Source organism: Pseudomonas putida, from assembly GCF_050990305.1.
GTDB lineage: Bacteria > Pseudomonadota > Gammaproteobacteria > Pseudomonadales > Pseudomonadaceae > Aquipseudomonas > Aquipseudomonas putida_AH.
In genome coordinates this window covers 3155027-3180854 of the sequence record NZ_CP158817.1, presented here as the reverse complement: position 1 = coordinate 3180854, position 25828 = coordinate 3155027, and the positions used below count along the sequence as shown (strand labels likewise).

General features: G+C 57.8%; 19 protein-coding genes. 13 read left to right on the top strand and 6 right to left on the bottom strand.

Annotation, left to right across the window (positions count from 1 at the left end; all coding sequences use genetic code 11):
- Nucleotides 1-104: 104 nt before the first annotated feature.
- The 4 genes from ABTV22_RS14315 to ABTV22_RS14300 form a co-directional block, all read right to left on the bottom strand.
- Nucleotides 105-743 carry an aldolase gene (locus ABTV22_RS14315; protein ID WP_433741098.1) on the bottom strand — a complete coding sequence of 213 codons (639 nt, stop codon included), beginning with the start codon at nt 741-743 and terminating at the stop codon, nt 105-107.
- Complete coding sequence (otnK, locus tag ABTV22_RS14310) at nt 740-2032, bottom strand: 3-oxo-tetronate kinase (protein WP_433741095.1); 1293 nt, start codon at nt 2030-2032, stop codon at nt 740-742. Before otnK ends, ABTV22_RS14315 begins: the two co-directional genes overlap by 4 nt.
- Nucleotides 2033-2043: 11 nt before the next feature.
- Nucleotides 2044-2949, bottom strand: coding sequence for an L-threonate dehydrogenase (ltnD, locus tag ABTV22_RS14305; protein WP_433741093.1), 906 nt, complete (start codon nt 2947-2949; stop codon nt 2044-2046).
- A gap of 380 nt (nt 2950-3329) precedes the next feature.
- On the bottom strand, nt 3330-4862 hold the full coding sequence (locus tag ABTV22_RS14300) for a diguanylate cyclase domain-containing protein (RefSeq protein WP_433741092.1): 1533 nt from the start codon (nt 4860-4862) through the stop codon (nt 3330-3332).
- Nucleotides 4863-5748: 886 nt separating this feature from the next.
- On the opposite strand from ABTV22_RS14300, the gene acnB reads away from it, so the two are divergent.
- The 12 genes from acnB (at nt 5749) to gfa (ending at nt 17721) form a co-directional block, all read left to right on the top strand.
- Nucleotides 5749-8349: a bifunctional aconitate hydratase 2/2-methylisocitrate dehydratase gene (gene acnB, locus ABTV22_RS14295; RefSeq protein ID WP_433741090.1), complete on the top strand. Its 2601-nt coding sequence runs from the start codon at nt 5749-5751 to the stop codon at nt 8347-8349.
- A gap of 151 nt (nt 8350-8500) precedes the next feature.
- Complete coding sequence (locus ABTV22_RS14290) at nt 8501-9367, top strand: patatin-like phospholipase family protein (RefSeq protein WP_433741088.1); 867 nt, start codon at nt 8501-8503, stop codon at nt 9365-9367.
- Between the two features lie 269 nt (nt 9368-9636).
- Nucleotides 9637-10317 (top strand): DUF3313 domain-containing protein, encoded by a 681-nt coding sequence (locus ABTV22_RS14285; protein WP_433741086.1) that lies wholly within the window; start codon nt 9637-9639, stop codon nt 10315-10317.
- Nucleotides 10318-10456: 139 nt separating this feature from the next.
- A complete protein-coding gene (locus ABTV22_RS14280) occupies nt 10457-10915 on the top strand; it encodes a hypothetical protein (RefSeq protein WP_433741084.1) in 459 nt (152 codons plus the stop codon).
- Between the two features lie 51 nt (nt 10916-10966).
- A complete protein-coding gene (locus ABTV22_RS14275) occupies nt 10967-11308 on the top strand; it encodes a hypothetical protein (protein WP_433741082.1) in 342 nt (113 codons plus the stop codon).
- A gap of 436 nt (nt 11309-11744) precedes the next feature.
- Complete coding sequence (locus ABTV22_RS14270; RefSeq protein WP_433741080.1) at nt 11745-12566, top strand: winged helix-turn-helix domain-containing protein; 822 nt, start codon at nt 11745-11747, stop codon at nt 12564-12566.
- Nucleotides 12563-13045, top strand: a complete 483-nt coding sequence (locus tag ABTV22_RS14265) for a hypothetical protein (protein ID WP_433741078.1) — start codon at nt 12563-12565, stop codon at nt 13043-13045. Before ABTV22_RS14270 ends, ABTV22_RS14265 begins: the two co-directional genes overlap by 4 nt.
- 378 nt (nt 13046-13423) lie before the next feature.
- A complete protein-coding gene (locus tag ABTV22_RS14260; RefSeq protein ID WP_433741076.1) occupies nt 13424-13756 on the top strand; it encodes a hypothetical protein in 333 nt (110 codons plus the stop codon).
- 52 nt (nt 13757-13808) lie between these two features.
- Nucleotides 13809-14759, top strand: a complete 951-nt coding sequence (locus ABTV22_RS14255) for a helix-turn-helix domain-containing protein (RefSeq protein WP_433741074.1) — start codon at nt 13809-13811, stop codon at nt 14757-14759.
- Between the two features lie 354 nt (nt 14760-15113).
- Complete coding sequence (locus ABTV22_RS14250; protein WP_433741072.1) at nt 15114-15920, top strand: EAL domain-containing protein; 807 nt, start codon at nt 15114-15116, stop codon at nt 15918-15920.
- Between the two features lie 110 nt (nt 15921-16030).
- A complete protein-coding gene (locus ABTV22_RS14245; RefSeq protein ID WP_433741070.1) occupies nt 16031-16531 on the top strand; it encodes an outer membrane beta-barrel protein in 501 nt (166 codons plus the stop codon).
- 611 nt (nt 16532-17142) lie between these two features.
- Nucleotides 17143-17721, top strand: coding sequence for an S-(hydroxymethyl)glutathione synthase (gene gfa / locus ABTV22_RS14240; protein ID WP_433741068.1), 579 nt, complete (start codon nt 17143-17145; stop codon nt 17719-17721).
- 224 nt (nt 17722-17945) lie between these two features.
- Here the strand turns inward: gfa and ABTV22_RS14235 are convergent, their stop codons facing one another.
- The gene (locus ABTV22_RS14235; protein ID WP_433741066.1) at nt 17946-19505 is read right to left on the bottom strand and encodes a sensor domain-containing diguanylate cyclase; all 1560 of its coding nucleotides are present in this window, start codon (nt 19503-19505) and stop codon (nt 17946-17948) included.
- A 122-nt stretch (nt 19506-19627) separates the two neighbouring features.
- Between ABTV22_RS14235 and ABTV22_RS14230 the strand changes: the two genes are divergently transcribed.
- On the top strand, nt 19628-21385 hold the full coding sequence (locus ABTV22_RS14230) for a monovalent cation:proton antiporter-2 (CPA2) family protein (protein WP_433741064.1): 1758 nt from the start codon (nt 19628-19630) through the stop codon (nt 21383-21385).
- Nucleotides 21386-21421: 36 nt separating this feature from the next.
- Here the strand turns inward: ABTV22_RS14230 and ABTV22_RS14225 are convergent, their stop codons facing one another.
- Nucleotides 21422-25801, bottom strand: coding sequence for a response regulator (locus tag ABTV22_RS14225; protein ID WP_433741062.1), 4380 nt, complete (start codon nt 25799-25801; stop codon nt 21422-21424).
- Between the last annotated feature and the right edge of the window lie 27 nt (nt 25802-25828).

Below are 25828 nucleotides of genomic sequence, written 5' to 3'. Positions count from 1 at the left end.
TTCCTGTTGTTATTGTTTTTTCAGGCAAGCCGCGTCCGTCGAGAGTCGCAGGGCGTCTCCCGGGCAAGGCTTGCGGTATCGTTTTTTCGTGTCGAGTCTGCGCGTTACCAGTGCGCGCCAAATGTTTCTCGCAGCTCGTCCAGCGCGGCCTGGTCGAGGGGTTCTGGCTTGGGATTGCTCATCAGCCACAGTCGTGCGGTTTCCTCGAGTTCCTCCAAAGCGAAGCTGGCCTTGGAAACCGAACTCTCCCAGACCACCGGGCCAAGGCGTTCGAGCATCACACCGCGAACGCTGTTGGCCAGTTGGGCAACCTGTTTGGCCACTTTTGGCGAACCCGGTCGCTGATAACCAATCAACGGGATATGCCCGACTTTCATGACCTGATAGGGCGTCAGCGGCGGCAGAATGTCGTTCGCTTGCCAGACGCCCGCCAGGGTCAATGCCACCAGGTGGGTGGAGTGGGTATGCACCACGCCGCCGACAGTCGGGTTGCGGTCATAGACCTGGCGATGCAGCGCCAGGGTCTTTGAAGGCTTGTCCCCCGACACCCATTCGCCGGCCAGATTGACCTTGGCAATGGTGGCCGGATCGAGGCGCCCGAGGCAGACATCAGTCGGCGTGATCAACCAGCCATCATCCAGGCGTGCGCTGATATTGCCGGCACTGCCGACGGTGTATCCACGCTGGTACAGGCTAAGGCCTGTCGCACAGATTTCTTCGCGCAGGGCGTTTTCGTTAATCATTGAACACCTCCCGCGAGTTGGTTAAGCGCTTTAGTGAAGAAATCCCGGCCACCGAAATTGCCCGATTTGAGCGCCAGCGCCAAAGGCTCATCAGTGCTGCTGACCGTCGCCGGAACACCCGGATCGATCTGCGCGCCGATCTGCAGAAGCTGCACGCCCAGTGCTTGCACCACGGCACCTGATGTTTCTCCACCGGCGATCACGAAGCGACGCACACCGCTCTGACACAGACCTTGAGCGATTTGGCCAAAGGCGTTTTCCACCAGGCTGCCGGCGTGATCCACACCCAGTTGCTGTTGCACCGACTTGACCTCCTGCGGCGAGCTGGTGGCATAGATCAATACGGTGTGTTCGTTCTCGCGAGCAAAGGCCAGGGCTTGCGCCACCACCGGCTCACCAGCCGCCAGGGCCAATGGATCAATGCGCAAGGCCGGTCGACCGGCTTCAAGCCAAGCCGCCACTTGTCCATTGGTGGCAATCGACGCACTGCCGGCCAACACCACTTCCCCGCCGGACACTGCCGGGAGCTTCGAAGCATCGAGGTCGCGCAGCTTGCCGGCGCGACGGAAGTTTTCCGGCAAGCCAAGGGCCAGGCCCGAACCGCCCGTCAACAATGGCAGGTCGGCGCAGGCGCTACCGAGGGTGTACAGATCGCGGTCCGACAAGGCATCAGCGATGGCCATGCCCACACCTTGGGCCTTCAGTTCGGCGATGCGCGCCTTCACCTGCTCGGCACCTTGGACAATGGTGTCGTAGCGCAGCAGACCGACATCCAGGCGAGTCTGCGATTGCAGGACCCGGACCAGATTGGCATCGGTCATCGGTGTCAGCGGGTGATGTTGCATGCCCGATTCACTGAGCAACTGATCCTGCACAAACAAGTGGCCGCGAAAGATCGTCCGGCCATTTTCCGGGAACGCCGGGCACGCCAGGGTAAAGTCGCTACCCAGTGCCGCCAACAGCGCTTCGCTGACCTGGCCGATGTTGCCGGCCGCGGTCGAGTCGAACGTCGAGCAATATTTGAAAAAGATCTGCTCGCAACCTTGCTCGCGCAGCCAGGCCAGCGCGGCGAGAGACTGCTCGACCGCTTCGACGGCCGGCGTGGTACGGGACTTGAGGGCGATGACGATCGCATCGGCATCAAGCCCGGCGGCAACTTCCGCACTCGGGATACCGATGCTTTGCACAGTGCGCATGCCGCCGCGCACCAGCATGTTGGCCAGGTCCGTGGCACCGGTAAAGTCATCGGCGATGCAGCCCAGCAGCGGGCGTGCGGTGGTTGTAGTCATAGGGGTATTCCTCACACGGGCTCAGGCTTGGCGGTCGGCAATTCGATGCCCGGGAAAATCTTGATCACCGCCGAATCATCCTCACGGCCGAAGCCGGCACTGGATGCCTGCATGAACATCTGGTGAGCGGTGGCCGACAGTGGTAGCGGGAATTTGCTGGCACGGGCGGTATCGAGTACCAGTCCCAGGTCCTTGACGAAAATATCCACGGCGGACAACGGCGTGTAATCGGCGTTGAGAATGTGCGGCACGCGGTTTTCGAACATCCAGGAATTACCGGCGCTGTGGGTGATCACCTCATACAGCGCATCGGCATCGACCCCTTCACGCAGCCCCAGTGCCATGGCTTCGGCGGAAGCGGCAATGTGCACACCGGCGAGCAATTGGTTGATGATTTTGACCTTTGAACCCAGGCCATGGACGTCACCCAGGCGGTACACCTTGCCCGCCATGCCCGAAAGAATCGACTCGGCCTTGGCATAGGCGTCGGCGGGGCCCGAGGTCATCATGGTCATCTCGCCAGCCGCCGCCTTTGCAGCACCACCGGAAATCGGCGCATCCAGATACAACAGACCCAACGCGGCCAGACGCTGGCCAAGATCCACGGCATAAGTCGGAGCAACCGTGGCGCAGCCGATCACCAGGCTGCCCGGGCGCAGCGCAGCCACGGCGCCACCCTCTCCAAACAACACGGTCTCAGTCTGCTCGGCATTGACCACCACGGTGATGATCACGTCGCACTCAGCCGCCATGTTCGACGGTGACGGGCAAGCCACACCGCCCTCCCCGGCGAACTGTTCTGTCACGCCAGCACGCACATCACAGGCATGCACATTGAAACCGCTGCGCAGCAACGAGCGGGCAATGCCCAGCCCCATCGCACCCAGACCAACGACACCGACATTCTTGTTATTCATGGGGTACTCCAGAGGAAAGCAGCGACTGCTTCAACACCTGCAAGGCGCAGACGTTGGCCGCGTTGTAGATGGAGCAGATCATCCACCAATGAACGGATTATGTGAAGTATTTTTTCTAAATAACATTTTTTAACATCGACACACGAGACGAAGAAGTACGGCCTCCGTACGGGAGGTCATCGGATCACGAGCGTATTGAAACCTTGGATTGGCCAGCGTCGGCGCTGGCCTATGTTCGAGACCTGGCTCCTCCCGGTGCTTCGGCCGCTACTGGGGTCTACCGAAAAGGCAAAGGCTGGAAGGCGAGTACGCGTCTGTTGAGGTCGGGAATATGGATCAATGGAGCGGTTTATCCGTAGACGTGCAACACAGCACTCACCTCATCCAGCCGGCAACTCAATCACACCCACCCCTCTACGCCCAAGCTGCTTGACGCCATACATCGCCTGATCCGCCGCTTTAAGCAATGAGTCGAGACTGCGACCATGAACAGGACAAAGCGAAACGCCGACACTGCACGACACCGAAAGCTCTCCGGCACTGGTCACCGCGGTCTGCGTGATGGCGTCGAACACCCTTGTCGCTTGCGACTCTGCCGTCTGGGGGTCGGAAAGATTGGAGATCAACATCACAAATTCGTCACCACCGTACCGGGCAACGGTGTCACATGAGCGGCTGGTTTGAAGCATTCGGCGTGCGACCGTTTGCAGAACCTGATCGCCCACTTCGTGACCGTGCTGGTCGTTGATTTCCTTGAAGTGATCCAGGTCGATCAACAGCACGGCAAACGGTACGCCTTTGACTTCCCAATCCGAAAACGCCTCTGCAAAACGCTCGGCGAACAGGTAACGGTTCGGCAGTTGCGTGAGCACGTCGTGGGTGGCGAGGTAGGTTGCGCGCTCGTGCTCGACTTCGGCCGTATCGATCGCCTTGAAATGCCGGATCAAGACCATCGGCATCAGCACCAGAGTCCCGGCGAGTACCAACAGAATCATCAACATTTCTTCGGTCAGGACATCAGCAAAGCGCAGCTGGCGCTCAAATACCAGCGTCATGGGTTGCGATGCGCTGTGGATTTCGACACGGTCATTCAATTGCGGCAAAAACAGGCGATCAAGAAAACCTGCCTGTTGAACCGGCGTTGAAAACACATCGCTTTCAGAGCCGGCCCCGGTCTTGAGCGTGGCGGCAATGTGCACCAGTGGATCGACGTTAGCCTGATTGACGGCATCCAGTAGCGAGCCCGTCTTGATCAACAGCAGCGACACCATTGTGCTACCAAAAAAATTGGGTCTGGCACTCTCTAGCTCTTGCTCAGGTCGATTGACTGACTGCATCAGAATGTAGGCACTGCCGCCCTCGTACATGGAGAACACGGGGGAAACCACGGGTTTCTGGCTGCTATGGGTTCGTGCCAGTGCGTACGAAAGGTAAGCGACCGTCTCCAGCCTCACACCGTAAATCGAGCTGGATTCAGGGAGTAACGGGTACATGAACAATACAGGCCAAGTCTCATTGAGAAAGGCCTGAGGTTGGGCTGGCTGCTGAGTGAGGCTGGGGAAATCCTTGAGCTTGAAGTCTGGCCGCCATGTGCGGCGCAGCAGGTCTTCAAAGACGGATTGCTCGGCGATAGGCACGGCGCGTGCGGCTTCGAGCATGTAGATATGGGGATAGGCTGACAACACGACTGCCGCATAGCGGGTCGCCGCTTCGGTATCACTTTGATCTACGGCTTGCAGGAATGCCGAGAACCCCGAGAGCACGGCTTCATTGGTATCGAGCTGATTGCGCACAATTGCAGAAATATTCTGCACGTATTCGGAAAAATACGTTTCCCTCCTCTGAGTCTCGGACTTGAGCAATAGCAAGGCCGAAAAAACAACGAGGCCACCCGCGATAAAAATAAAACCCATGAGCGAGCTGCGTCGCTTTGTCCCTATCATCCTGATGTTCCAAATACCCAGAGCGTCCAAATTGCTGTCGCTGTCCGCCAGCGTTCTGCCTTGCAGCAGAACCTGTCGGATTCACCTTGGCAATAGTCTAAAGCACCGCCATGGGTTCTCGCTCTACAAGAATCTCCCGAAATTGATCGTGGTTGAGCCTCGCACACGCCTCCTGTGCTTCCTGGCGAACCTGATAGGTCGTCTTCAAACGACGTTTCTCTTCGTTGTCATAGATGTTGAAACCGATTGGCGCCGTCTCGCAATAAAAGCGCGTCCCACTACGTATTGATCCCGTTTCCGTCGGTATTGCAGGGACAACAACGAATCTTGAAATCATCTTCAGGCCCCTCTCCAAGAACACACTCTAACGTTTAGCGGCTATTAGCCACTATGACAAGTGAGCAGAGAGGGTTTCCGATGACAAGCAGAGTGTCTGGGAACGGTTAGCGTTTCCTGTAGGAGCGAAGCTTGCTCGCGATGGCGGTAGGCCCGTCAAACGTGGACTGCCTGACACACCGCCATCGCGAGCAAGCTTCGCTCCTACTCAGGTCGAATGTCGTGGCCGATCCAGACGCACCTGTCAGGTGTCCTTCGGTTTTGCCACAAACAAAAATCGACCATGTGTCGACAATCTAGTTGCAATCAACGAATTATCCTTTTAGATTCCGCTTCGCAATATCAATGTGTCGACAATAAATGATTTTTACGGGTTTGCAGGAGCAGGTTCTTTCGGCGCTGCCACGGGTGGTCACCCTCGGTAACCGAAACCCTGCTCCTGCTTTTTCCTGGTAACGGATTGTTCCGCTACCCCACCTTGCGTACCCATTACCCAGCGCACTATCCGCAGGAGATCACCGTGCTCCAAGCCTATGTCCGTCACGTCCAAGAGCGCGCCGAGGAAGGCCTGCCGCCCCTCGCACTAAACGCCGAACAAACTGCAGGCCTGGTCGAGCTGCTGAAGAATCCCCCGGCTGGCGAAGAAGCTGTCCTCGTCGACCTGATCACCCATCGCGTACCGCCTGGAGTGGACGAAGCCGCCTACGTCAAGGCCGGCTTCCTGTCCGCCATCGCCAAGGGCGAAGCCACTTCCCCGCTACTCGACAAGAAACGCGCTGTTGAACTGCTGGGCACCATGCAGGGCGGCTATAACATCGCCACCCTGGTCGAGCTGCTGGACGACGCCGAACTGGCCGCCGTCGCCGCCGAACAACTCAAACACACCCTGCTGATGTTCGATGCCTTCCACGACGTCGCTGAAAAAGCCAAGAACGGCAACGTTCACGCCAAGGGCGTACTGCAATCCTGGGCTGACGGCGAATGGTTCACCGCCCGCGCGGCCATCGAAGAGAAATACAGCCTGAGCGTGTTCAAGGTGCCAGGCGAAACCAACACCGACGACCTGTCCCCTGCCCCGGACGCCTGGTCGCGCCCTGACATCCCGCTGCACGCCCTGGCCATGCTGAAAATGGCCCGTGACGGCATCGAGCCTGAACAACCAGGCGCCATTGGCCCGCTCAAGCAAATCGAAGCCGTCAAGGCCCAAGGTTTCCCGGTGGCCTACGTGGGTGACGTGGTCGGTACCGGTTCTTCGCGTAAATCGGCAACCAACTCGGTGCTGTGGTTCTTCGGCGACGACATTGCGTACGTACCGAACAAACGTGCCGGTGGGTTCTGCTTCGGCAACAAGATCGCACCGATCTTCTACAACACCATGGAAGATGCCGGCGCACTGCCGATTGAGTTCGACGTGTCGAACCTGCACATGGGCGACGTGATCGACGTCTACCCGCACGCCGGTAAAGTCTGCAAGCACGGAACCGACGAAGTCCTGGCCACCTTCGAACTCAAGACCCCGGTCCTGTTGGACGAAGTGCGCGCTGGCGGCCGTATTCCGCTGATCATCGGCCGTGGCCTGACCGAGAAGGCTCGCGCCGAACTGGGCCTGGCGCCTTCGACCCTGTTCAACAAGCCTGAAGCCCCAGCTCAAAGCACCAAGGGCTTCACCCTGGCGCAGAAAATGGTCGGCAAGGCGTGCGGCGTGACCGGCATTCGTCCGGGCACCTACTGCGAACCGAAAATGACCACCGTGGGCTCTCAGGACACCACAGGTCCCATGACCCGTGACGAACTCAAAGACCTCGCGTGCCTGGGCTTCTCCGCCGAGCTGGTGATGCAGTCGTTCTGCCACACCGCGGCGTATCCGAAACCCGTGGATGTGAAAACCCATCACACTCTGCCGGACTTCATGCGCAATCGCGGTGGCGTTTCCTTGAAAGTGGGCGACGGCATCATCCACAGCTGGCTCAACCGCATGCTGCTGCCGGACACCGTCGGCACCGGCGGTGACTCCCACACCCGTTTCCCGATCGGCATCTCGTTCCCGGCCGGTTCCGGTCTGGTGGCGTTCGCGGCCGCCACCGGCGTCATGCCGCTGGACATGCCGGAGTCGGTGCTGGTGCGCTTCAAGGGCAAACTGCAACCCGGCGTCACCCTGCGTGACCTGGTGCATGCCATTCCTTACTACGCGATCCAGCAAGGCCTGCTGACCGTCGAGAAGAAAGGCAAGATCAACGCTTTCTCCGGCCGCATCCTGGAAATCGAAGGCCTGGACGAACTGACCGTCGAGCAAGCCTTCGAACTGTCCGACGCCTCAGCCGAACGTTCGGCTGCGGGCTGCACCATCAAGTTGCCGGAAAAGGCCATTGCCGAATACTTGCGCTCGAACATCACCCTGCTGCGCTGGATGATCGGCGAAGGCTACGGCGATGCCCGGACCCTGGAACGTCGCGCTCAAGCGATGGAAGCCTGGCTGGCCAACCCTGAGCTGCTGGAAGCGGACAAGGATGCCGAGTACGCCGAAGTCATCGAGATCGACCTGGCGGACATCAAGGAGCCTGTGCTCTGCGCGCCGAACGATCCGGACGACGCCCGTCTTCTGTCCACCGTGCAGGGCCAGAGCATCGACGAAGTGTTCATCGGCTCGTGCATGACCAACATCGGTCACTTCCGCGCGGCTGGCAAACTGCTGGAAAAGGTCGACGGCGGCATCCCGACCCGCCTGTGGCTGGCTCCGCCAACCAAGATGGACGCCCACCAACTGACCGAAGAAGGCTACTACGGCATCTACGACAAGGCCGGTGCGCGCATGGAAATGCCAGGCTGCTCGCTGTGCATGGGTAACCAGGCACGAGTACAGACCGGCTCGACCGTGGTTTCGACCTCGACCCGCAACTTCCCGAACCGACTGGGCGACGCCACCAACGTCTACCTGGCGTCGGCGGAATTGGCGGCCGTGGCCTCGATCCTGGGCAAGTTGCCAACCGTCGAGGAGTACATGGAATACGCGGGCAAGATCGACAGCATGGCGGCCGACGTTTACCGCTACCTGTCCTTCGACCAGATCGCCGAGTTCCGTGAAGTGGCGGCGAACGCCAAGATCCCGGTGGTTCAAGCGTAAGTTGTAATGCCTTGTGCGGGCAGAGCGCCGACAGCAATGTCGGCGCTTTTTTTATGCGCGGGCGTTGGTGAGCGTTCGATAACGCTGTCGTGCCGGGCCCACGCTCGCCCAGCTACACTCATTCGAAACGTTCAGCACCGAGACTTCGATCATGGCGACGAAAACCGCAATCGTGTTCGCTGGCGGCGGCAGTTTGGGTGCGGTGCAGGTGGGCATGTTGCGGGCCCTGGTCGAGGCGGATGTTCGATTCGACATGGTGATTGGCGCTTCGGTCGGCGCCATCAACGGTGCCTACTTTGCCGCCAGGCCCGATGCCGATGGCGTCGAGGCGCTCGCCGGTTTCTGGCGCGGACTGAACAAGACGGACATTTTCCCCCTCTCCTGGCTCGATACCTGTAGAGGCCTGATCAAACGGCGCGGCTTTCTGTTGCAGCCGCAGGCCCTGCATCGATTGCTGGGGCGGGCACTGCCCATTCATCGCATCGAGGATGCGGTGCTGCCCTTGTACATTGTCACCACCGACCTGCTCAGTGGTGCCGAGACGGTGCTGTCCAGTGGCGAACTCGAGCAGGCGTTGCTGGCCAGCGCGGCCATTCCACTGGTGTTCCCCAGCGTACAAATCGCCGACCAATTCCTGATTGATGGCGGCGTGGCCAGTAACACACCCATTTCGACGGCCGTCGCCCTGGGCGCCACCAAGGTCGTGGTCATCCCCACCGGCGTGAGTTGCGACCTCAAACAACCGCCCCGAGGCCTGGTGGCCCTGGCCCTGCACACCGTCAATCTGATGAGCATGCGCCAACTGGTGAGTGACATCGAACACTTCCGCACGCTCACCAGCCTGCACATCGTCCCGCCCTTGTGCCCCGTGGATGTCTCGGTGTTCAACTTTGAACAGACCGAGTCCTTGCTGCAGCGAGCCTATGAGCAAACGCTACGGTGGCTCGATCGAGGGGGGCTGGAACGCACCAAGGTGCCGGGTGCCCTGACCATCCATACGCATGCCCATGAGCATTGAGCGACTTCACATCGAGTCATGAAAAACCCGGATTTCGTCGAATAACCACGATGAAAAACATTGATAAATCATTAAAAAAGCGGATCAGAGGCCCGGAATAGAGACGTCTCTTGGATTTTGATAGTTATTGATTCGGATTTTCCAAACCCGCGGGGCAGCATGCCCAGCGCATTGACCGACGTGCAGCCTAAAGCGTTGCGTAGCACAGGTCGGTACGGGGGCCAGTCTGGAACCTGAATGACAACTTTCAAAACTAGAGAACAGAACACATGACCATGTCGAATAAATGGATTGCCGGGATTGCCTTGAGCTGCGTGTTTCAGGTCGGTTGTGTCTCCAAGGTGACGCAGCAAGATCAATACTCGGGTTACCTGCCCAACTATCAGGGGCTGGAAGAACAAACCACGCCGAGTGAGCAGAAGGTCATGCGATGGGTTGCACCGGGGTTTGATCCTCATGCCTACTCGACTGTCGTATTCAATCAGGTTGAGTTGTATCCAGCGCCGATACCGACCGCACGCGTCAATCTGAAAACCCTGGAAGACGTGCAGAACATGGCCGGTGACAGTGTCCGTACCGCCCTCGCCCCCACCTACAAAATCGTCCCGAATGTGCAACAGGCCCCCTCAGATTCGCGGACATTGATCCTGCAAGCGGCGATCACCGACATCAACGCCTCTAACGAGGGCATGCATTGGTATGAGGCCGTGCCAGTCGCCGCGATCGTCGGGGCAACACAAGCCGCCACCGGCCATCGCGACCAGACGGCCGAGTTGTATCTGGAGGCCGATCTGATCGACGCCAAGACCGGCCTTCCGGTCGCCAAGGTGGTGCGCAAGGTGTTTGGCGGGACGCTGAAAAATGCCAGCCAGCCAATCGCTGCCAATGACTTCAAGGCCGCTTTCAAGACCTTGACGACCGACATGCAGGCCATGCTTACCAAGCAATAACCGGCACGGGATACCCCATGGCAACGTTGGCTTGTCCGCCTGCCCTTGTCATGGGATCGCGTTTCGCAACGGCAGTACGCTGCCTCTTCCCGAGCAAACCGCCACGCCCGAATGTTAAGCCTGGCGAGAGTCAAACTTTATGAAACTACCGACCCTTACCCTTTCGGCGTGCTTATTACTCGCCAGTTCCGGTGCCATGGCGGTAACGCTGGTTCCCTTGAAAAACCAGACGTCCCAGACCATCCAGCAAGACAGCAGTGCCTGCCAGACACAGGCCAATGCCCAATTTCCTATCCAGAGCACGGTGCCTACCGGAGGGCGGGTCAAAGGCGCCACCACTGCCGCGGTCGCCGGGGCCACTGCTGCGCAGGTGCGTGGCCGGCAATATGACGTTTATGACGAGATCGACGACGACGTCAAACAGGACTATCGCCAGAACAATGCACGCAGTGCCGCCGCGGCCGGCGCAGTGATCGGTGCCTCGAGGCAACGTCAAGAACGCCGACAAACCGTCGCCACCAACCAGCAAAACATCACCGCCAACAATTCCGTATACAGCAGTTGCCTGCAACAGCGCGGCTACAACGTTTTGCCTTGACCGCCAATCAACCGGGCCTGGTGAAACGTAACGAACCTGAGGACTCTACCGATGCGTGTTCTTTTTTTACCCACGATGACATTGGCTTCCGTGCTCTTGACCGGTTGTTCATTCTCGCCGAACGACCCGACCTCTACGTTGCAAACCCACAAGTCGCCTGAACAGTATGTCGATTGCGTCGAACCCAAGTTGAAAGACGATAAAATCAACCCAGCCGTCTCTGAAAACAATCGCGGCTACAGAATCGTGGTATCGAGCAAAATCGCCGTGGACGACGTGCTTGAGGCCTACGAGACGGACAACGGTGCCAAGGTGTATTTATACGATCGCCGACTGGCAACCTCCACCTTGCACACATCCCGTCTAGAGCGCGCGGCACTGGAATGTTTGTAGGTTCGCCCTCCTCTGAAGTCCTTTCACACCCTTCTTTTCCTTCTCTCCATGCCTTCGTCGTGACGGTCAGCCCCTGACGTTCTCATGACCGGCATGGATTGCGCGCCATGCTGCAGCCCGCCTCTTGATCCACAGATTGACTCAGTCGATGCCCAATGCCAGAGGCATACGGCGCGCTGCCTTGCAGATTTCGGATAGCGCTGAAGGCTGGAACCAAGCATCATATGCCCCCCGATTGAAACCCTGTGGATGACCCTTGCTTGACTCCCGTGACATTTCCGATGGGCAATTCCAGCATTGCCCGGATCGCCTGATTGCACGTTCCGCGCCTGCCCGTCCATAGTCGTTCGCCTTCCCGACACGCCCGTAATACATCAATTCAACCTCAGAATGCCGTCTCTATACTCAGCCAGAACCAACTGAACGGAGGACTCCCATGCGCTACGCCTTCAAGTTGAAAAATGGTGCCATGGCCCTTTTCGACCCAGATACCGCCTCGCTTTCCATCACCACGCCCCATGGAGAAGTCCAAACTTCCACCCTGGGTAGAGCTGAATCGCGTCTACTGGACCTGCTGCTGACGGAGCCTGGCCAAACTAAAAGCCGCGAGGAAATCACTGACTACGCCTGGAATGACCGTGTCGTCGCTTCCGGCAGTTTGAACCAGGCCGTTTTCTCACTCAGGAACATTCTCAACGACAGCCGGGATCACGAGATCCTGATGACAGTTCCTCGCCGAGGCTATTGCTTCAATCGTCAATACGTCGTCGATGCCCCACCAGAGTTGCCGATTCCCGATGATGAAACGGTGCAACCGCCTGTTTGCGTCATTGAAGAGTTACCTTCGCGTGAAATTAATGTCCCGCCACCCTCTTCAGTAAAAACCGAGAAATCAAGCTACCTGACCAAGGCGCATTTAATGGGTTATGTCTTGACCTTGGGCGTCTGTGCCTACACAGGCTTTCACTCGGGTTTCGACACACCCAAAATAGAAATCTCCAGCGCAAAACAGAACGAACTGATCATTCATGCAGTGGGCCATACCGTCGCTGAAGCTGAATCACTGAGGGATCAGTCGATCCAACAGGTTCAGAAATATTCGCCCAACCTAAAAGGGCAGGTCTGGCTGAATCTTTACAAGACAAATTATTCCGTTTCGTGCGTCCGCCCGGACTCAAGCACCGCAAATTTACAATTAAACAGCGATCAAAAAGACCTCGCAAAGATGATCCAACAATGTTTAGAGGCGACCCTATGAAGCCAGCGACATCCTCTATTACTCACTGGATAGTGCTAGGAATCATCAATGCCGCCTGCATTTTTTCGTTGTTCTATTCACCTTCTTACTACATGGAAAATACCAGTTATCAAACGATCACTCGCCAATGGCTTGAAGACGCCAATCAACTCAATACCGAAGAATATCTGACCATTGGGCATGGCCGACTGACTCAAACAACCCTGGAAAACCTGAACGACAAAATTCGTAATGCGACCATCACCGCCAGCGTGATCCGGGAAAGCAATCATCACGTTCAGATCAAAATCAATAACGTAAAACTGAGTCAGGACAACGAACTGTTCGCCATTGAAAAGACGCCGGATCTTTTTTTTCGACGCCAATACGTCCTCCAGGAAGGCGCCGTTCTGAACTATGAACTCATCCCTGTGACCGATAAAAACGCCGTGTGTTTTTATGTTCACGAACTCGGCCGCTTGCGTTGCATGAATCACTGATCCTTGGCCGGCCAACCACCCCGCGAAACTCAAGCAGGCATCAAGGATTGATTCCGCCTGCACACTGAATCCGAGTCAGAGAATAAAAATAATAATTTCTGATTTGAATCAAATCCCCTTCCCCTCTTCAAAATCACTGTTTGTGGCTTGCCATTGCGCGCCTGCTATCTCCCGGCACGACAGCGGTTCCAAGCCCTTCTTACAAACCCCTACCGCTAACAAGGCTTTTCATCGACGCGCCATTTGATCACTGGAAATAAGAGTTTTTGACTTTGACCAGCACGCGAGTAACGGGACTATTCACAGGTCCCGCTTTGACAGTGAGACGACGGATACCCTGTTCAAATTAAAAAAATTACTTACAAGGAAAAATCGTCAATGCTGCTAAAAAAAATTGCAACCGTATCGATTGGTGTATTGCTGTCTGTCAAAGCCATGGCCGGATACAAGGAACTCTATAGCGTCGATCTGGCCCAGATTGAAAGCAATAAGAAAAAGCTGAACGATGAAAACCTCAGTTATCGGATTAGCACGAGCTACCGCACCAACGATTACTTTGCCTTTGATGCCACTGCCCTCGGCCATCAACAAACGGCCATCTTTGGATCGAAAATAGCACCGGGCAAACTTCAAAGCCTGATGGATCTGCCATTGCGCGATTCGTACGTATTTTCCACGACGCTGGCGCTCAAGCCCGAGTCATTGACATAGATATCAGAACACTTGCTGAGTACTGCCCACTTGCTGAAGAGCGTTCAACTCCATGAGTAGTAAAATCCCTGACGAAGTCTTTCATGTAACATCCCCTCTCACGGATAAACCCGATAGAACGATCGGTCACTGGGAGGTGAGCCTCATCCCGGCAGAGCACGAGGCGAGAATTCGTCAGTACAAGATCATTCATACGCCCACACTCCAATGCAGCCGATTGGAGTTTGATTCGACGGTCACCCTGATCAGCTCTGTTCCCGAGGGCTTTGTCACCCTGGCCATTTCACAAGCGCCCGTTGGCCGCCCCCGTGTCAATAATCACGAGTTGCGGCCCAATGAAATCATCGTGCTGTATAGCGGCGAGCCGGTGCATTACACCTGCGAACCCAATGAAGCGCTCTTCACGCTGACGACGACGCTGGAGCACTACGCACAATGCCTGGATAACCAATCCATTGTCGACGTGCTCGCCCATCGCAACCAACACAGCTTTCAGGTTGCCAGCTACAAACTGATGCAATCGGCCGTTCAAGCCATGAACGCTTACTTCGTAAACATCAATAGCACTGCCGCCAACCAGCGCAGCCATTGCGACAGCGCTCACATTGAAAGTGCGTTCTTGATTTCGCTCTTGCAGGCACTGACCCCGAAGGACCGCACCGAGCTCAGAACCCCGACAAGAAGAAAAGTCGCGGCCGAGGCCATGAATTACATCCATGCAAACACGAAAAAAGCGCTGAGCATGAAGGCACTGGTCGCTCAGCTGAAAACCACCACTCGCAGTCTGCATCTTGGTTTCGTCGAGACGTTCGGTATCTCACCCATGGCCTACATCAGAAACCTGAGGCTCGCCAATGTACGTCGGGACCTGATCCGTAACACCTGGCCCACGGTGACCGAAACGGCCATGCATTGGAACTTTCACCATTTGGGTCGATTCTCCAAGACGTACCAGGATGCTTATGGGGAAATCCCCTCGGAAACCTCCCGGCGTAACGTCTAGAAAACGGCGATGACCTGCCGATGATGATTTCAATGACGCCACCGCGTTATTCCCGACGAAAGAACAGAGGCCTCGTACACGCTGCAGAGTGGGTGTCCACGCTGCAGACGGGGCAACTTCGTTCAGCGAACCTCTCGGCATTCAATATTTTTATCCGACAGCCTTAATGTTCTGGATTATTTTTGACACCACGGAGAACAGCATGCGCCTACAACTAAGTTCACTGCCACTCAAGCAGAAAATCTTCTTTTGCATCGCCGCTTATTTATGTGGTGTCGCATTGGCCTGGTTCGTTAATAGTTGAACCCACCCCCGGCCAATCATCACCCAGTCAAACACGCTCTCGGAGTCTCTATGTTTACGGCGTATAAAGCCTTGTTTAAGCCGCACGTGCCAGCGTTATGCGCAACCGTTACCGTGGCCTTATTCTCATGGCTTTTCGCTAACCGTCTGGTGCACAAGCTGGTCGAACAAAGTTTGAATAAGCCCCTTCAACTGAGCGACCTGGTGGCCCTGAGATGGAAGTTATTCATTGCGCTGGCTTTCATATTCGCCGTCCTGTTTTACATGGCATGGAAGACGCTGCGGCATCACGGCTCTACCGTCGTCAAACTTCGCAAGGCGATCATGACGGACACGCTGGATGTTCACTACCAGCCTATCGTTGATGTGAGGAAAGGCAATCTGGTCGGTGCTGAATCACATTCTCGCTGGCGCTCCAAAGGCACCGCGATTCCGATTGGTACACTCATCGCGGCGGCACAGAAGCCGGACTTGGTGGGCGAGCTGACGCGCTCGGTGATACGCCGTGTTGCGGAGGATTACAGCACCTATCTCTGGGCGTGCAAGGACTTCTACATCACCATCGATCTTAGCGCGCAAGAGTTGCTCGACCAGACATTCGCCGACTTCGTGATCGGCATCATGGCAACGTACAACATACCGGCGTGCGCCATCGTCTTTGAAGTCGCTGAAAGTGCATTGTTAGATCACAAAGGCGCGGCGACTCAATTACAAAGACTTCGTTCGGGCGGACATCGTATTGTCATTGGTACCTTTGGTACTGGTGATTCCAGGCTCTCACTCGGTGAACCGGCGCTCAATATTCATGCCTTGGCCCGGCGGTACTTTCAATGTACTGAAACTTCACTGATCCATTGATTTGACGTCACTCATAAATATCAATCAATGATTTCCATCAATCTTCGTGTCCCCTCACAGTCTCGGCGAACATAAAACTACCAACAACCTGTAGAAGGACTCCACCTCACATGCGTTTTCGAAACCTTGGCATCGTTACTCTGCTCTCATTGCTGTCTGCTCAGGCAATTGCGGATGACAAAGGTTTATATCTGGGTGCTGGTGTAAGCCACATTGAAACCGATGAATCCCGTCTGAACGATGATGACAACAGTTACAAGGCCTATGCAGGCTATCGTGTAAACAGCTACCTGGCCTTTGAGGGCGCCTTCGTAGACTTGGGCCAATTCAAGGACAAGGATCTTGATTTCGAAGGTAAATCAGTTCAAGCCAGTGCCCACCTCGGCCTGCCCATTGGCGATCGGATTCGCGTGTTCGGTAGCGTCGGCGCACATGCCTGGGATGCAGACGGCAACGCCAGCGATGATGACACCGGCGTGGACCTGACCTACGGCGCCGGAGTTGAAGTCGATGTGTTCCGCAACATCGGTGTGCGCGCTGAATATGAAATATTGGAGGTTGGCAACATCAACCTGAATCAAACCACCGCCTCTGCCTACTTCCTCTTCTAAATCTCCCCGGCTTCAACTGAGCGACCCTGGCGGTCGCTCAACGCCCCCGACAAACTCGCTATCCCCTGTAGGAGCGAAGCTTGCTCGCGATGACAGCTGCCCCGTCGAACAGGGTCTGTCTGACACACCGCCATCACGAGCAAGCTTCGCTCCTACGGGTAGGCGTGTTTGCAAAAACAGATGTAAACACCGTATCCGCTGTCCGGGATGACTGGTTGCCAACAAATACCCCCACATGTAGGAGCGAAGCTTGCTCGCGAAGACGGCAGCCCCGTCGAAAAAGGCCTGTCTGACACACCGCCATCGCGAGCAAGCTTCGCTCCTACGGGTAGGCGTGTTTGCCGAAACAGATAAAACCACCGTAACCGCTGTCCGGGATGACTTGACCCGTTTAGCCTTGGGCACAAATTTGCGCTCCGCAGGTCGGTAAATTGAGCGCGACGCTATCCAAGTGCAGTCGGCTGTCTCAGGCGGTATTAGTATGGGTTACAGGCGCATTTCCAATCCCTTCCAGATGGATGCCTGAAACGTAGTGCACGGCCCGTTTTAACGATAATGCCCGGGCACAAGCCCAGGCACTGTGTCTGATACCCTCCATGGGAGACGCCAACGTGAGCCCCCTTAAACTTCACCCTTCGCTGGATAATGGTATTGAACCCGCCGCTGCCGATTTCGCGGGCGGCACCTTGCAATGCCTGTGTGCGACCGACAAGGTCGAAGTCAAGATCGATGCGCAAACCCTGCATAACCATGCATGCGGGTGCAGCAAGTGCTGGAGACCCAAAGATGCGATATTTTCCGTCATTGCCGTGGTGCCCCGGGATAAGGTCAGCGTGACGGCCCACGGCGAAAAGCTGGAAATCGTCGACAAAAACGCCACCATCCAACGCCACGCCTGCAAGCAATGCCACACCCATCTCTTCGGGCGCATCGAGAACAAGGACCATGCGTTTTATGGCCTGGATTTCGTCCACACCGAACTCTCCCCCCAACGCGGATGGTCTGCGCCGGGTTTCGCAGCGTTTGTGTCTTCTCTGATCGAAACCGGCACACCGCCGGCGCAAATGAAGGCGATCCGTGAGCGTCTGCGCTCGATGGGACTGGAGCCTTATGACTGCCTGTCTCCAGACTTGATGGACGCACTGGCCACCCATGTCGCCAAACAAAAAGGCCTGCTCCCCACCGCTTGATTGATCGGCCGCCGCGGTATCTACGCCGAACCGCGGTGGCCGATTCAAAAACACACCTAACTGTAGGAGCGAGCACGCTCGCGATGGACATCAACGATAACGCACTCTGCCTGAATGCCCGCGTTGTGCTGGCGTTTTTCGCGAGCGGGCTCGCTCCTACAGGGGATCTGCGTTCGCCACTACCAATGGCCAGTCATCAGGAAAGAATCTGTACAGCCGCTGCATCAAGCTTCTACCCGGTTTCTTCCGTTTTTCTTGGCCTCGTAAAGACACCCGTCTGCCTGCTTCAGAACATCGGTGACAGGCGGCCCTTCCGGTATCCAACAGGCCACGCCAATGGAAATGGTCACATACCCTACTCTGTCGATCCTGGTGCTTTGCACCTGGGCACGCAAACGCTCGGAGACATCGATTGCGTTGGCCAATGGTGTGTTCGGCAACAGGATCGTGAACTCCTCTCCACCGGTGCGACACGCCAGGTCGCCGTCTCGCGAGCACTGCCTGAGCACATCAGCGATCACTTGCAACGCGACGTCGCCGGCGTCATGGCCAAAGGTGTCGTTGACCGCCTTGAAATGATCGATGTCCAGGGCCATCACGCAGAACGACGTCCCTGACTGCTCCAGCACTAGCAGCGACGCTTCCATTGCCCGGCGGTTGGCCAGTCCGGTCAGTGGGTCGCTTTGCACCTGACGGTTGAGGCGGCTGAGTTTTTCCTGCACCAGCGCCACACCTACCGCCAACGCACGGCGGATTCGTGCGGCTTCGCTGTACCAGGCACGCACCGACTTGATTTCCCCAGGGCTATCCGCCGAATCCATGTGGCTGGCCACGCTCGCCAGTTGCTGCAATGGCCGGGTAATCAAGGTGGCCACCCAGCCGATGATCGCGAAACCGATCAGGCAAAGGGGAAGGATCACCAGAACCGTTTTCTTGATCAGGGCGTGGAGTGGTGCGAGGGTAGTGTCACGTGATTGTGTGCAGATGACACCCCAACGGCTGTCGGGTACCCACGCATAGCCCGATAGCATCGCAGTGCCTTTGTCGCCGACGCTTTCCATAGCGCCCACACCCCCACCCAACACCGCATCCACCGCGGTGTCAGGCCCCAGCACTTGGCCAATCCTGTCTCGATCGGCGTGATAGAGCAGCCGCCGGTTGCTGTCCACCACGTACACCTGGATATCGACGTTGTGGAAGTGATTGGCGATCAGGGTGTGCAGGATGCTTTGCTTTCGCAGGTAAACCGTGCCGCCCACCGTTCCCTGATACTGCCCGTTCGAATCGACAATGGGCTGGGAAACGAAAATCACCAGATTGCCAAGTTCGGTGACAAACGCCGAGCTGATCATCGGTTGACGCCCATGCAACGCCTGGATAACGCCTTCAGCGCGGAAGGTGCGTCCCTTGATTTGCAGGCTTTCGGGTGAAGCGTCCAGGACTTTGCCGGTGGGATCGAATACCGCCACCGAGTTGAAGCTCGAGTCCTGTCGCTGCAAACGAGCCACCTCACTCTTCAACAACGGCTCATTGTTAAGTTGTCCGGCCAGCAGACCGGCACTGTAGATCAGGTGTTCATGGGCGTCTTTGAGCAGTTCTTCGATGCTCGAAGCCAGTTTGGTCGCATAGGCACGATTGGACTGTAAGGCCGAGTCGATCAGCGTCTGCCTTTCGGCTCGATAAACAACATAGAGGCTGCTCGCCAGCGTGATCAGCGCAGTCAGCAGCGTAAACAACAGGATCAAACGCCGCAGGTCGATCCTGGTCAATGACTTCGCGCTCATGATCGGCCGGTCCAAAGTGCCACATCCACACAGTGTAGTTGCACTCCCTCTGCCCAACGCTTCAATGACTATACTTCGCTCGCGCCTCGGTCCGAGACGTCAGACAGCAAGGAGGTGCGCAGATGGGACACCATGGGAGCCTGCTCCAGGCAACGGTCATCTTCCTGTTGGCGGTGGTGCTGCTGGTGCCGCTCGCCCAGCGCGTGAAGTTGGGTGCCGTGCCTGGCTACCTGCTGGTCGGGGTACTGATCGGCCCCTCGGTGCTGGGGTTCATCAACAATTCCGAGAACGTCAGCCGACTTTCTGAAATGGGCGTGGTGTTGCTGCTGTTTGTCATCGGGCTTGAGCTGTCACCACGCAAGCTCTGGATGATGCGGCGCTTGTTGTTCGGCGTCGGGTTGCTCCAGGTCGTGCTCACCGGGGCCATTTTCGCGGCGATTGCGTTTTTCGCGTTTGCCCAGACGCTGCAGGCATCCGTTGTGCTCGGTCTGGCCCTGGCCCTGTCGTCGACTGCCTTCGGCCTGCAAATCCTGGCCGAACACAAGGAACTGGGGCGCCCCCACGGCCGCATGGCGGTCGCCATTCTGCTGTTTCAGGACATCGCCGCCATTCCCCTGATTGCTGTGATCCCATTACTGGCCACTGTGGACCCCAGCCAGGCGCAAGGCGGTGAGCTTCGACAACTGCTGACCGTTCTGGGCGCCATTGGCGCAATCATCGTTGGCGGGCGTTTTCTGTTGCGCCCGGTGTTCGGCTGGGCGGTGATCCCCGGTTTGCGCGAACTGTCCACCGCCGTTGCCTTGCTGAGCGTACTAGGGACGGCCTGGTTGATGGAGCATGCCGGGGTCTCCATGGCCTTGGGCGCTTTCCTGGCCGGGCTGTTGATGGCGGAGTCGCCGTTTCGCCATGAACTGGAGTCGCAGATCGAACCGTTCAAGGGGCTGCTGCTCGGGCTGTTCTTCGTCGGTGTGGGCATGACCGCGGATTTGCGTTTGCTGTTTGGCGCACCGTGGGTGGTATTGGGGCTGACGGTGTTGTTGGTGGCGATCAAGCTGCCATTGCTGTTCGGTCTCGGACGCCTGACCGGGGGATTGAATCGGGCTGATGCGATCCGCCTTGGCGTGGTCCTGGCTTCTGGCGGTGAGTTTGCCTTCGTGGTGTTCAAACTGGCGCTGGAGCATCGCCTACTGGATCAGTCGGTCCATGACCTGCTGGTACTGGTCATCACGTTGTCGATGGCCATGATTCCGCTGCTGATGATCGCGCTGTCGCCGTTGATGCGTGAAGCGCCTGCCGTGTCGAACGGCGCGCAAAACCCGCCGGACATCAGCGACGAGCCCCAAGTGGTGATTGCCGGTATGGGGCGAATGGGCCGCGTCATCGCGCGCATGCTACACGCCCGGGGTATCTCGATGGTTGCCCTGGACACTTCGGTGCAGGCCATCGACCAACAGCGCAAGTCAGGACACCTGCCCGTTTATTACGGCGACCCGACCCGACCCGAAATTCTCCACGCCGCCAAGGTCGAAACGGCGCAACTGGTGATCGTCGCGACCGACGATCCGCAGATCAACCTGGACACCGCCCGGACCATTGGCCGGCTGTACCCCGGGGTTAAAGTGATTGCCCGGGCACGCGATCGGCAGGAGGCCCTGAAACTGATGGATGCCGGCGCCCGACCGATACGCGAAACCTTTCATTCCAGTCTTGAGATTACCCGTCGCGCACTGTTGGTGTTGGGCGAAAGCGAGGGCGAAGTCAATGCGTGGACACGTCAGTATCGCAAGCAGGATGAAGATGAGATGAACCATCGGCACCGCGACACCAGTGCCGCCGGCACGCATCCGTCCCCTGCTACTGACCCGTCCGATGAAGAATAGCGCGCTGTCCTGGCCGGTTTACCGATAGCAGACTCATTACGCAACCGCATCCTGCAGCAGCTCCAGGGCCCGGTCGAAGTCGAAGCGTTCGACCTGCTGCGCCACGAGGTCCAGACGTTGGGATAACGACGGGGCCAGAGACAGATTTCGCAACTGCTCCAGCACATCGGCGGCTGCGGTGTCGCTCTCGGCTAACAGACGCGTGAGCGTGTCGAGTCGCTCGCGCAGCTCGGGTGAAGACGGTGTGAACTGATTCCCAGGATCAGCGGGCGCTTCGCCCACAAGGCTCAATCCCCCCACCACCTGCGCAAGGTGCCGTTCAACTTCGGCCAGTCCGGCTTGCAATACGTCATTGGGTTCGCCAGCCAGACTGATTTGCTCCAACAGCGCAGCGGCCTGTGCCAGCTCCTTTGCCCCGATATTGGCAGCGCTACCGCGCAGGGTGTGGGCCAACCGGGTGGCGGCGGTTGGATCAGGATCGGCAATCGCCGCGTGAAACTGCTCGGAAAAGTGTGCCTGGGACTCATGAAACTTACGCAACAGGCGCAGATAAAGCTCGCTTTTGCCCATGCAGGTAGCCAGCCCCGCTGCCATATCGATGCCCTCGAGCCTGCCGGGGAGTAACGGCGCATCCACAGCCTGGTTGATCGGTTGCACGACGGTGTGGCGTCCAGCCCTCGGTGTGATCCACCGCGCAAGGATGGCGAACATGCCGTCCACATCCAGCGGTTTGGAAATATGGTCATTCATGCCACTGGCCAGGGTCCGCTCACGGTCGCCCGTCATGGCATTGGCGGTCATGGCGATGATCGGTAACCCGGCGAAGCGTGGTTGCTCGCGAATCCTGGCAGTGGCGGTGTAGCCATCCATGATGGGCATCTGACAATCCATCAATACACCGTCGAAATCCGAATCACGGGCCAATAGATCGAGTGCCTGCTGACCATCGTTGGCCAAGGCAAGCTCGATACCGGCCTCCTGCAACAGCTCGCATGCCAGCTCCCGATTAAGCTCATTGTCTTCAACCAGCAACAGGCGTGCGCCTCTCAAACCGGTCCGGTTGCGTGCACTCTCTTCGTTGCGCTCACTTCCTCGGGTTTCAGTGTGCGGCTTTCTGCCCAGCGCAGTGCACATGGCTTCCAGCAACGTCGAAGGCGTCACCGGTTTGGTCAGAACCGCCGGCAGCACAAGCCCCTCGCGCTCGGCTTGTTCAAGTAAATCCTCGCGATTGACACAGGTGACCATGATCACCGCTGGGGTGTTTACCCCTGAGGTGGCGTGCATTTGGTGAACCGTCTGCACGCCGTCCATGCCTGGCATGCGCCAATCCATCAGCACCAGGTCATAGGGCAACGATGTTTGTCCGGCATCCACCAACATTTTCAATGCCGCACTGCCACTGGCTGCGACGTCCACTTCGATGCCGAAACTGCGTGCCATGTCCGAGAGGATGTCCCGAGCGCTGGCATTGTCATCCACCACCAGTGCGCGTATTCCCCGCAACTCGTCTGCGGTAAACATGCGGTGCACTTGTGCATCGTTCTGCAGGCCCAGCCAGATGCTGAAGTGAAAGGTTGAACCGACACCCGGTTCGCTTTCCACCCAGATGCGCCCATTCATCATCGTCACCAGGCGCTCACAAATGGCCAGGCCCAGGCCGGTACCGCCGTATTTGCGGGTCGTGGAACTGTCGGCCTGGCTGAACGACTGAAATATCCGCTGGCACTGCGCCTCGCTCATGCCAATACCGGTATCGCGCACCCAGAAATGCAGTTCTACCCTGCCCTCATCGCCCCCCAGTCGCTCGACCCCCACCACGATTTCACCCTGCTCGGTGAATTTGGCAGCGTTATTACCCAGATTCACCAGGACCTGCCCCAGGCGTAGCGGATCGCCAATCAGTTCTGTGGGCAAATCGGCGCTGCTGCTGTAGAGCAGTTCAAGGCCCTTTTCTTCGGTCTTGATGCCGATCATGCCGACAAAGCTCTTCAGCACATCCTCGAGCCGGAACGGGATGCACTCCAGATCCATCTTGCCGGCCTCGATCTTGGAAAAGTCGAGGATGTCGTTGATGACGCCCAGCAGGTTCTCGGCCGAGCCATGCACCTTCTCGATGTAGTTGCGCTGGCGGTGATTCAATTCGGTACCCAACGCAAGATGGCTCAGGCCGATGATGGCATTCATCGGGGTGCGGATTTCATGGCTCATGTTGGCCAGAAACTCGCTTTTGGCTCGCGTTGCTTCCTCAGCAATCTCCCGCGCGCGCTGGACCTGGACTTCGGCAGCCTTGCGGTCGGTGATGTCGTAATACCAGTTGGCGCTGATGCTGCGCTCCCCGAGACGAATGCGAGTGGCCGATTGCAGCACATGAAAGTACGAACCGTCGCGGCGCTGGTAGGCGGCTTCGAAATCACGCACCTCCCCCTTGGCGGCCAAGGCCCGAAATCTCTGATGTGCTTGTTCATCGCACCAGAGGCGACTTTCATCAACCTGATCGAGTTGTTCGTGACTCACGCCGAACAGGCTCTCCAGTTCAGGGTTGCAATAGCTCAAGTGGCCATCGTCGTTGCGGATCAGCATGGCTACAGGACTGCTGTCGAGCACCGCCCGCAACTGCACTTCACTGGATTTGAGGGCTGCCTGTAGCTGGCGCCTTTCACTGACATCACGCACCGAAGCGCAGATACAGGTGCCGCGACCCTCCAGGGTCGGCAAGCACGACAGACCGATCTCCACGGAAAACTCACTGCCGTTCTTGCGCAGACCGTGCAAATCCTCGTGGTTGGCGCCCATCTGCCGAGCGCCGCCGTGAGCGATGAACCCATCGCGCATCGCTGGGTGCCGACCGCGTGCCGCGTTCGGCACCAGGCGCTCGACAGTCTCGCCAATCAGTTCTCCTGCCGAGTATCCAAAAAGGCTGTCCAGTTGTGGATTGGTCATCAAAATCGTGCCATCGGCACCGATCACCAGCATGCCGTCGGGCGCCGCTTCGAGGATCCCGCGGTACCAGGCCTCGGTGGCACGTAACGCAGCTTGTTGGTCCTCCAGTGCCCGCGACTGTTGCTCCAGTCGCAACGTTTGCTCACCCAGCTCATCGGCCTGTTGGCGGGTTTCGACCAGCAGGGATTGCACCGCCTGGTTGCGCTCCATGACGGCCATGGCGCCGGCCAGCCTGGGCAATGCCTCCTGCAGAAAAAGCCGCTCGCGCTCACCCAGCGTTTCTGCGCCTGCCACCTCAAGCACGCCAAGCAGCCGTTCTCCCCGCACGATGGGCTGCTGCAGCACAAAATGCGTCGGCACCTCGCCCAACTGGGTTCGAATCGGTCCGGCCGGCAATTCGCGCGGCGTGCGATCGATCGCACATTGCCCAAGCAGGCCGGCACCCATCGCCAAGGTTGGTGCGGGCGGATACTGCGGATCGGTTGCGTAACTGCCAATCAGCTGTAGCTCTGTGTCCTTCTCACGCAGGCTGTAGAGCACGCCCCGGCAGATACCCAGCGTGTTCGCCATGAGCAGTAAAAAAACCTCGGCCAATTGTGCGGGCGTATTGGCTTGTAGCAGATCGGCCTGTAACTGTGCCGCCTGGGCATTGATCCAGCGCTGGCGTTCCAATTGCTGCGACTCGGCCTGGAGCTTGGCGATGGCACGGGCCAGGTCACCGGTCTCGTTTTGCAGGTCGGTATGAGGGATGTGTTGCTCCAATCGGCCAGCGGTGAGCTCATCGACCGCAGCGCGTACCCGATTGAGCGGCTGGCGAATCGAACGGCTGACCAGCCAGGCCAGCAGCAATGCCAGGCTCAGGCCTCCGAGCAGTAACTGGTAGGTGAGTGTCGTGCTGCGTTCTGCGAACTCGGCGATTTGCTTGGCCGTATCATGGATGGCGACGGCCTTGATTTGCGCCATCGCGTTGAGCAACTCATCGCCCTGTTCATCCAGTTTCTGAAAGTCATCGCTATTGAGCAATTGCAACGCCTGCACCACGTTGCCTTCGTTGGACAGTTGCAGCGCCTGCTCGCCATCGTGTTGCAGCCGATCCAACATGACCTCGAATTCGGCAAGCCGAATTTGGTTTTCCTGGCGCCAAAGGGTGGGCATCGCCAGGGTCATGGCCTCGCGCAGACGCGCCTGGGCGCCACGCATCTGAGCGACGGCCTGGGCACGAATGTCCGCGTTGCGGCTGCCGACCGCCCTCTGCAACGCCTGGATCAAGTGCGGCATCTGTACCCTGGCTTCGTGCAGATGTTCAACGCCGACCAGTTCCTGCTGATAGAGCCTCTGCATCTCGCGCTTCAACGACTCCTGGGTACGCAAACTCTGCACGCCCAGTACCAAGACAAGGGCCAGCAGCGCGGTGAACCCCAAAAACAGCTTGTGCCTCAGGGATAGCCGTTCCAACAGGCTGAACACTCTGTTCATTACAACTCCCCTGCTCCTCGAAACCCT

Bases quoted from the DNA above. Each gene is read 5' to 3' on its own strand.
- ABTV22_RS14315 (WP_433741098.1), bottom strand. From the start codon at position 743: ATGATTAACGAAAACGCCCTGCGCGAAGAAATCTGTGCGACAGGCCTT.
- otnK (WP_433741095.1), bottom strand. From the start codon at position 2,032: ATGACTACAACCACCGCACGCCCGCTGCTGGGCTGCATCGCCGATGAC.
- ltnD (WP_433741093.1), bottom strand. From the start codon at position 2,949: ATGAATAACAAGAATGTCGGTGTCGTTGGTCTGGGTGCGATGGGGCTG.
- ABTV22_RS14300 (WP_433741092.1), bottom strand. From the start codon at position 4,862: ATGGGTTTTATTTTTATCGCGGGTGGCCTCGTTGTTTTTTCGGCCTTG.
- ABTV22_RS14290 (WP_433741088.1), top strand. From the start codon at position 8,501: ATGGCGACGAAAACCGCAATCGTGTTCGCTGGCGGCGGCAGTTTGGGT.
- ABTV22_RS14285 (WP_433741086.1), top strand. From the start codon at position 9,637: ATGACCATGTCGAATAAATGGATTGCCGGGATTGCCTTGAGCTGCGTG.
- ABTV22_RS14280 (WP_433741084.1), top strand. From the start codon at position 10,457: ATGAAACTACCGACCCTTACCCTTTCGGCGTGCTTATTACTCGCCAGT.
- ABTV22_RS14275 (WP_433741082.1), top strand. From the start codon at position 10,967: ATGCGTGTTCTTTTTTTACCCACGATGACATTGGCTTCCGTGCTCTTG.
- ABTV22_RS14270 (WP_433741080.1), top strand. From the start codon at position 11,745: ATGCGCTACGCCTTCAAGTTGAAAAATGGTGCCATGGCCCTTTTCGAC.
- ABTV22_RS14265 (WP_433741078.1), top strand. From the start codon at position 12,563: ATGAAGCCAGCGACATCCTCTATTACTCACTGGATAGTGCTAGGAATC.
- ABTV22_RS14260 (WP_433741076.1), top strand. From the start codon at position 13,424: ATGCTGCTAAAAAAAATTGCAACCGTATCGATTGGTGTATTGCTGTCT.
- ABTV22_RS14255 (WP_433741074.1), top strand. From the start codon at position 13,809: ATGAGTAGTAAAATCCCTGACGAAGTCTTTCATGTAACATCCCCTCTC.
- ABTV22_RS14250 (WP_433741072.1), top strand. From the start codon at position 15,114: ATGTTTACGGCGTATAAAGCCTTGTTTAAGCCGCACGTGCCAGCGTTA.
- ABTV22_RS14245 (WP_433741070.1), top strand. From the start codon at position 16,031: ATGCGTTTTCGAAACCTTGGCATCGTTACTCTGCTCTCATTGCTGTCT.
- ABTV22_RS14235 (WP_433741066.1), bottom strand. From the start codon at position 19,505: ATGAGCGCGAAGTCATTGACCAGGATCGACCTGCGGCGTTTGATCCTG.
- ABTV22_RS14230 (WP_433741064.1), top strand. From the start codon at position 19,628: ATGGGACACCATGGGAGCCTGCTCCAGGCAACGGTCATCTTCCTGTTG.
- ABTV22_RS14225 (WP_433741062.1), bottom strand. From the start codon at position 25,801: ATGAACAGAGTGTTCAGCCTGTTGGAACGGCTATCCCTGAGGCACAAG.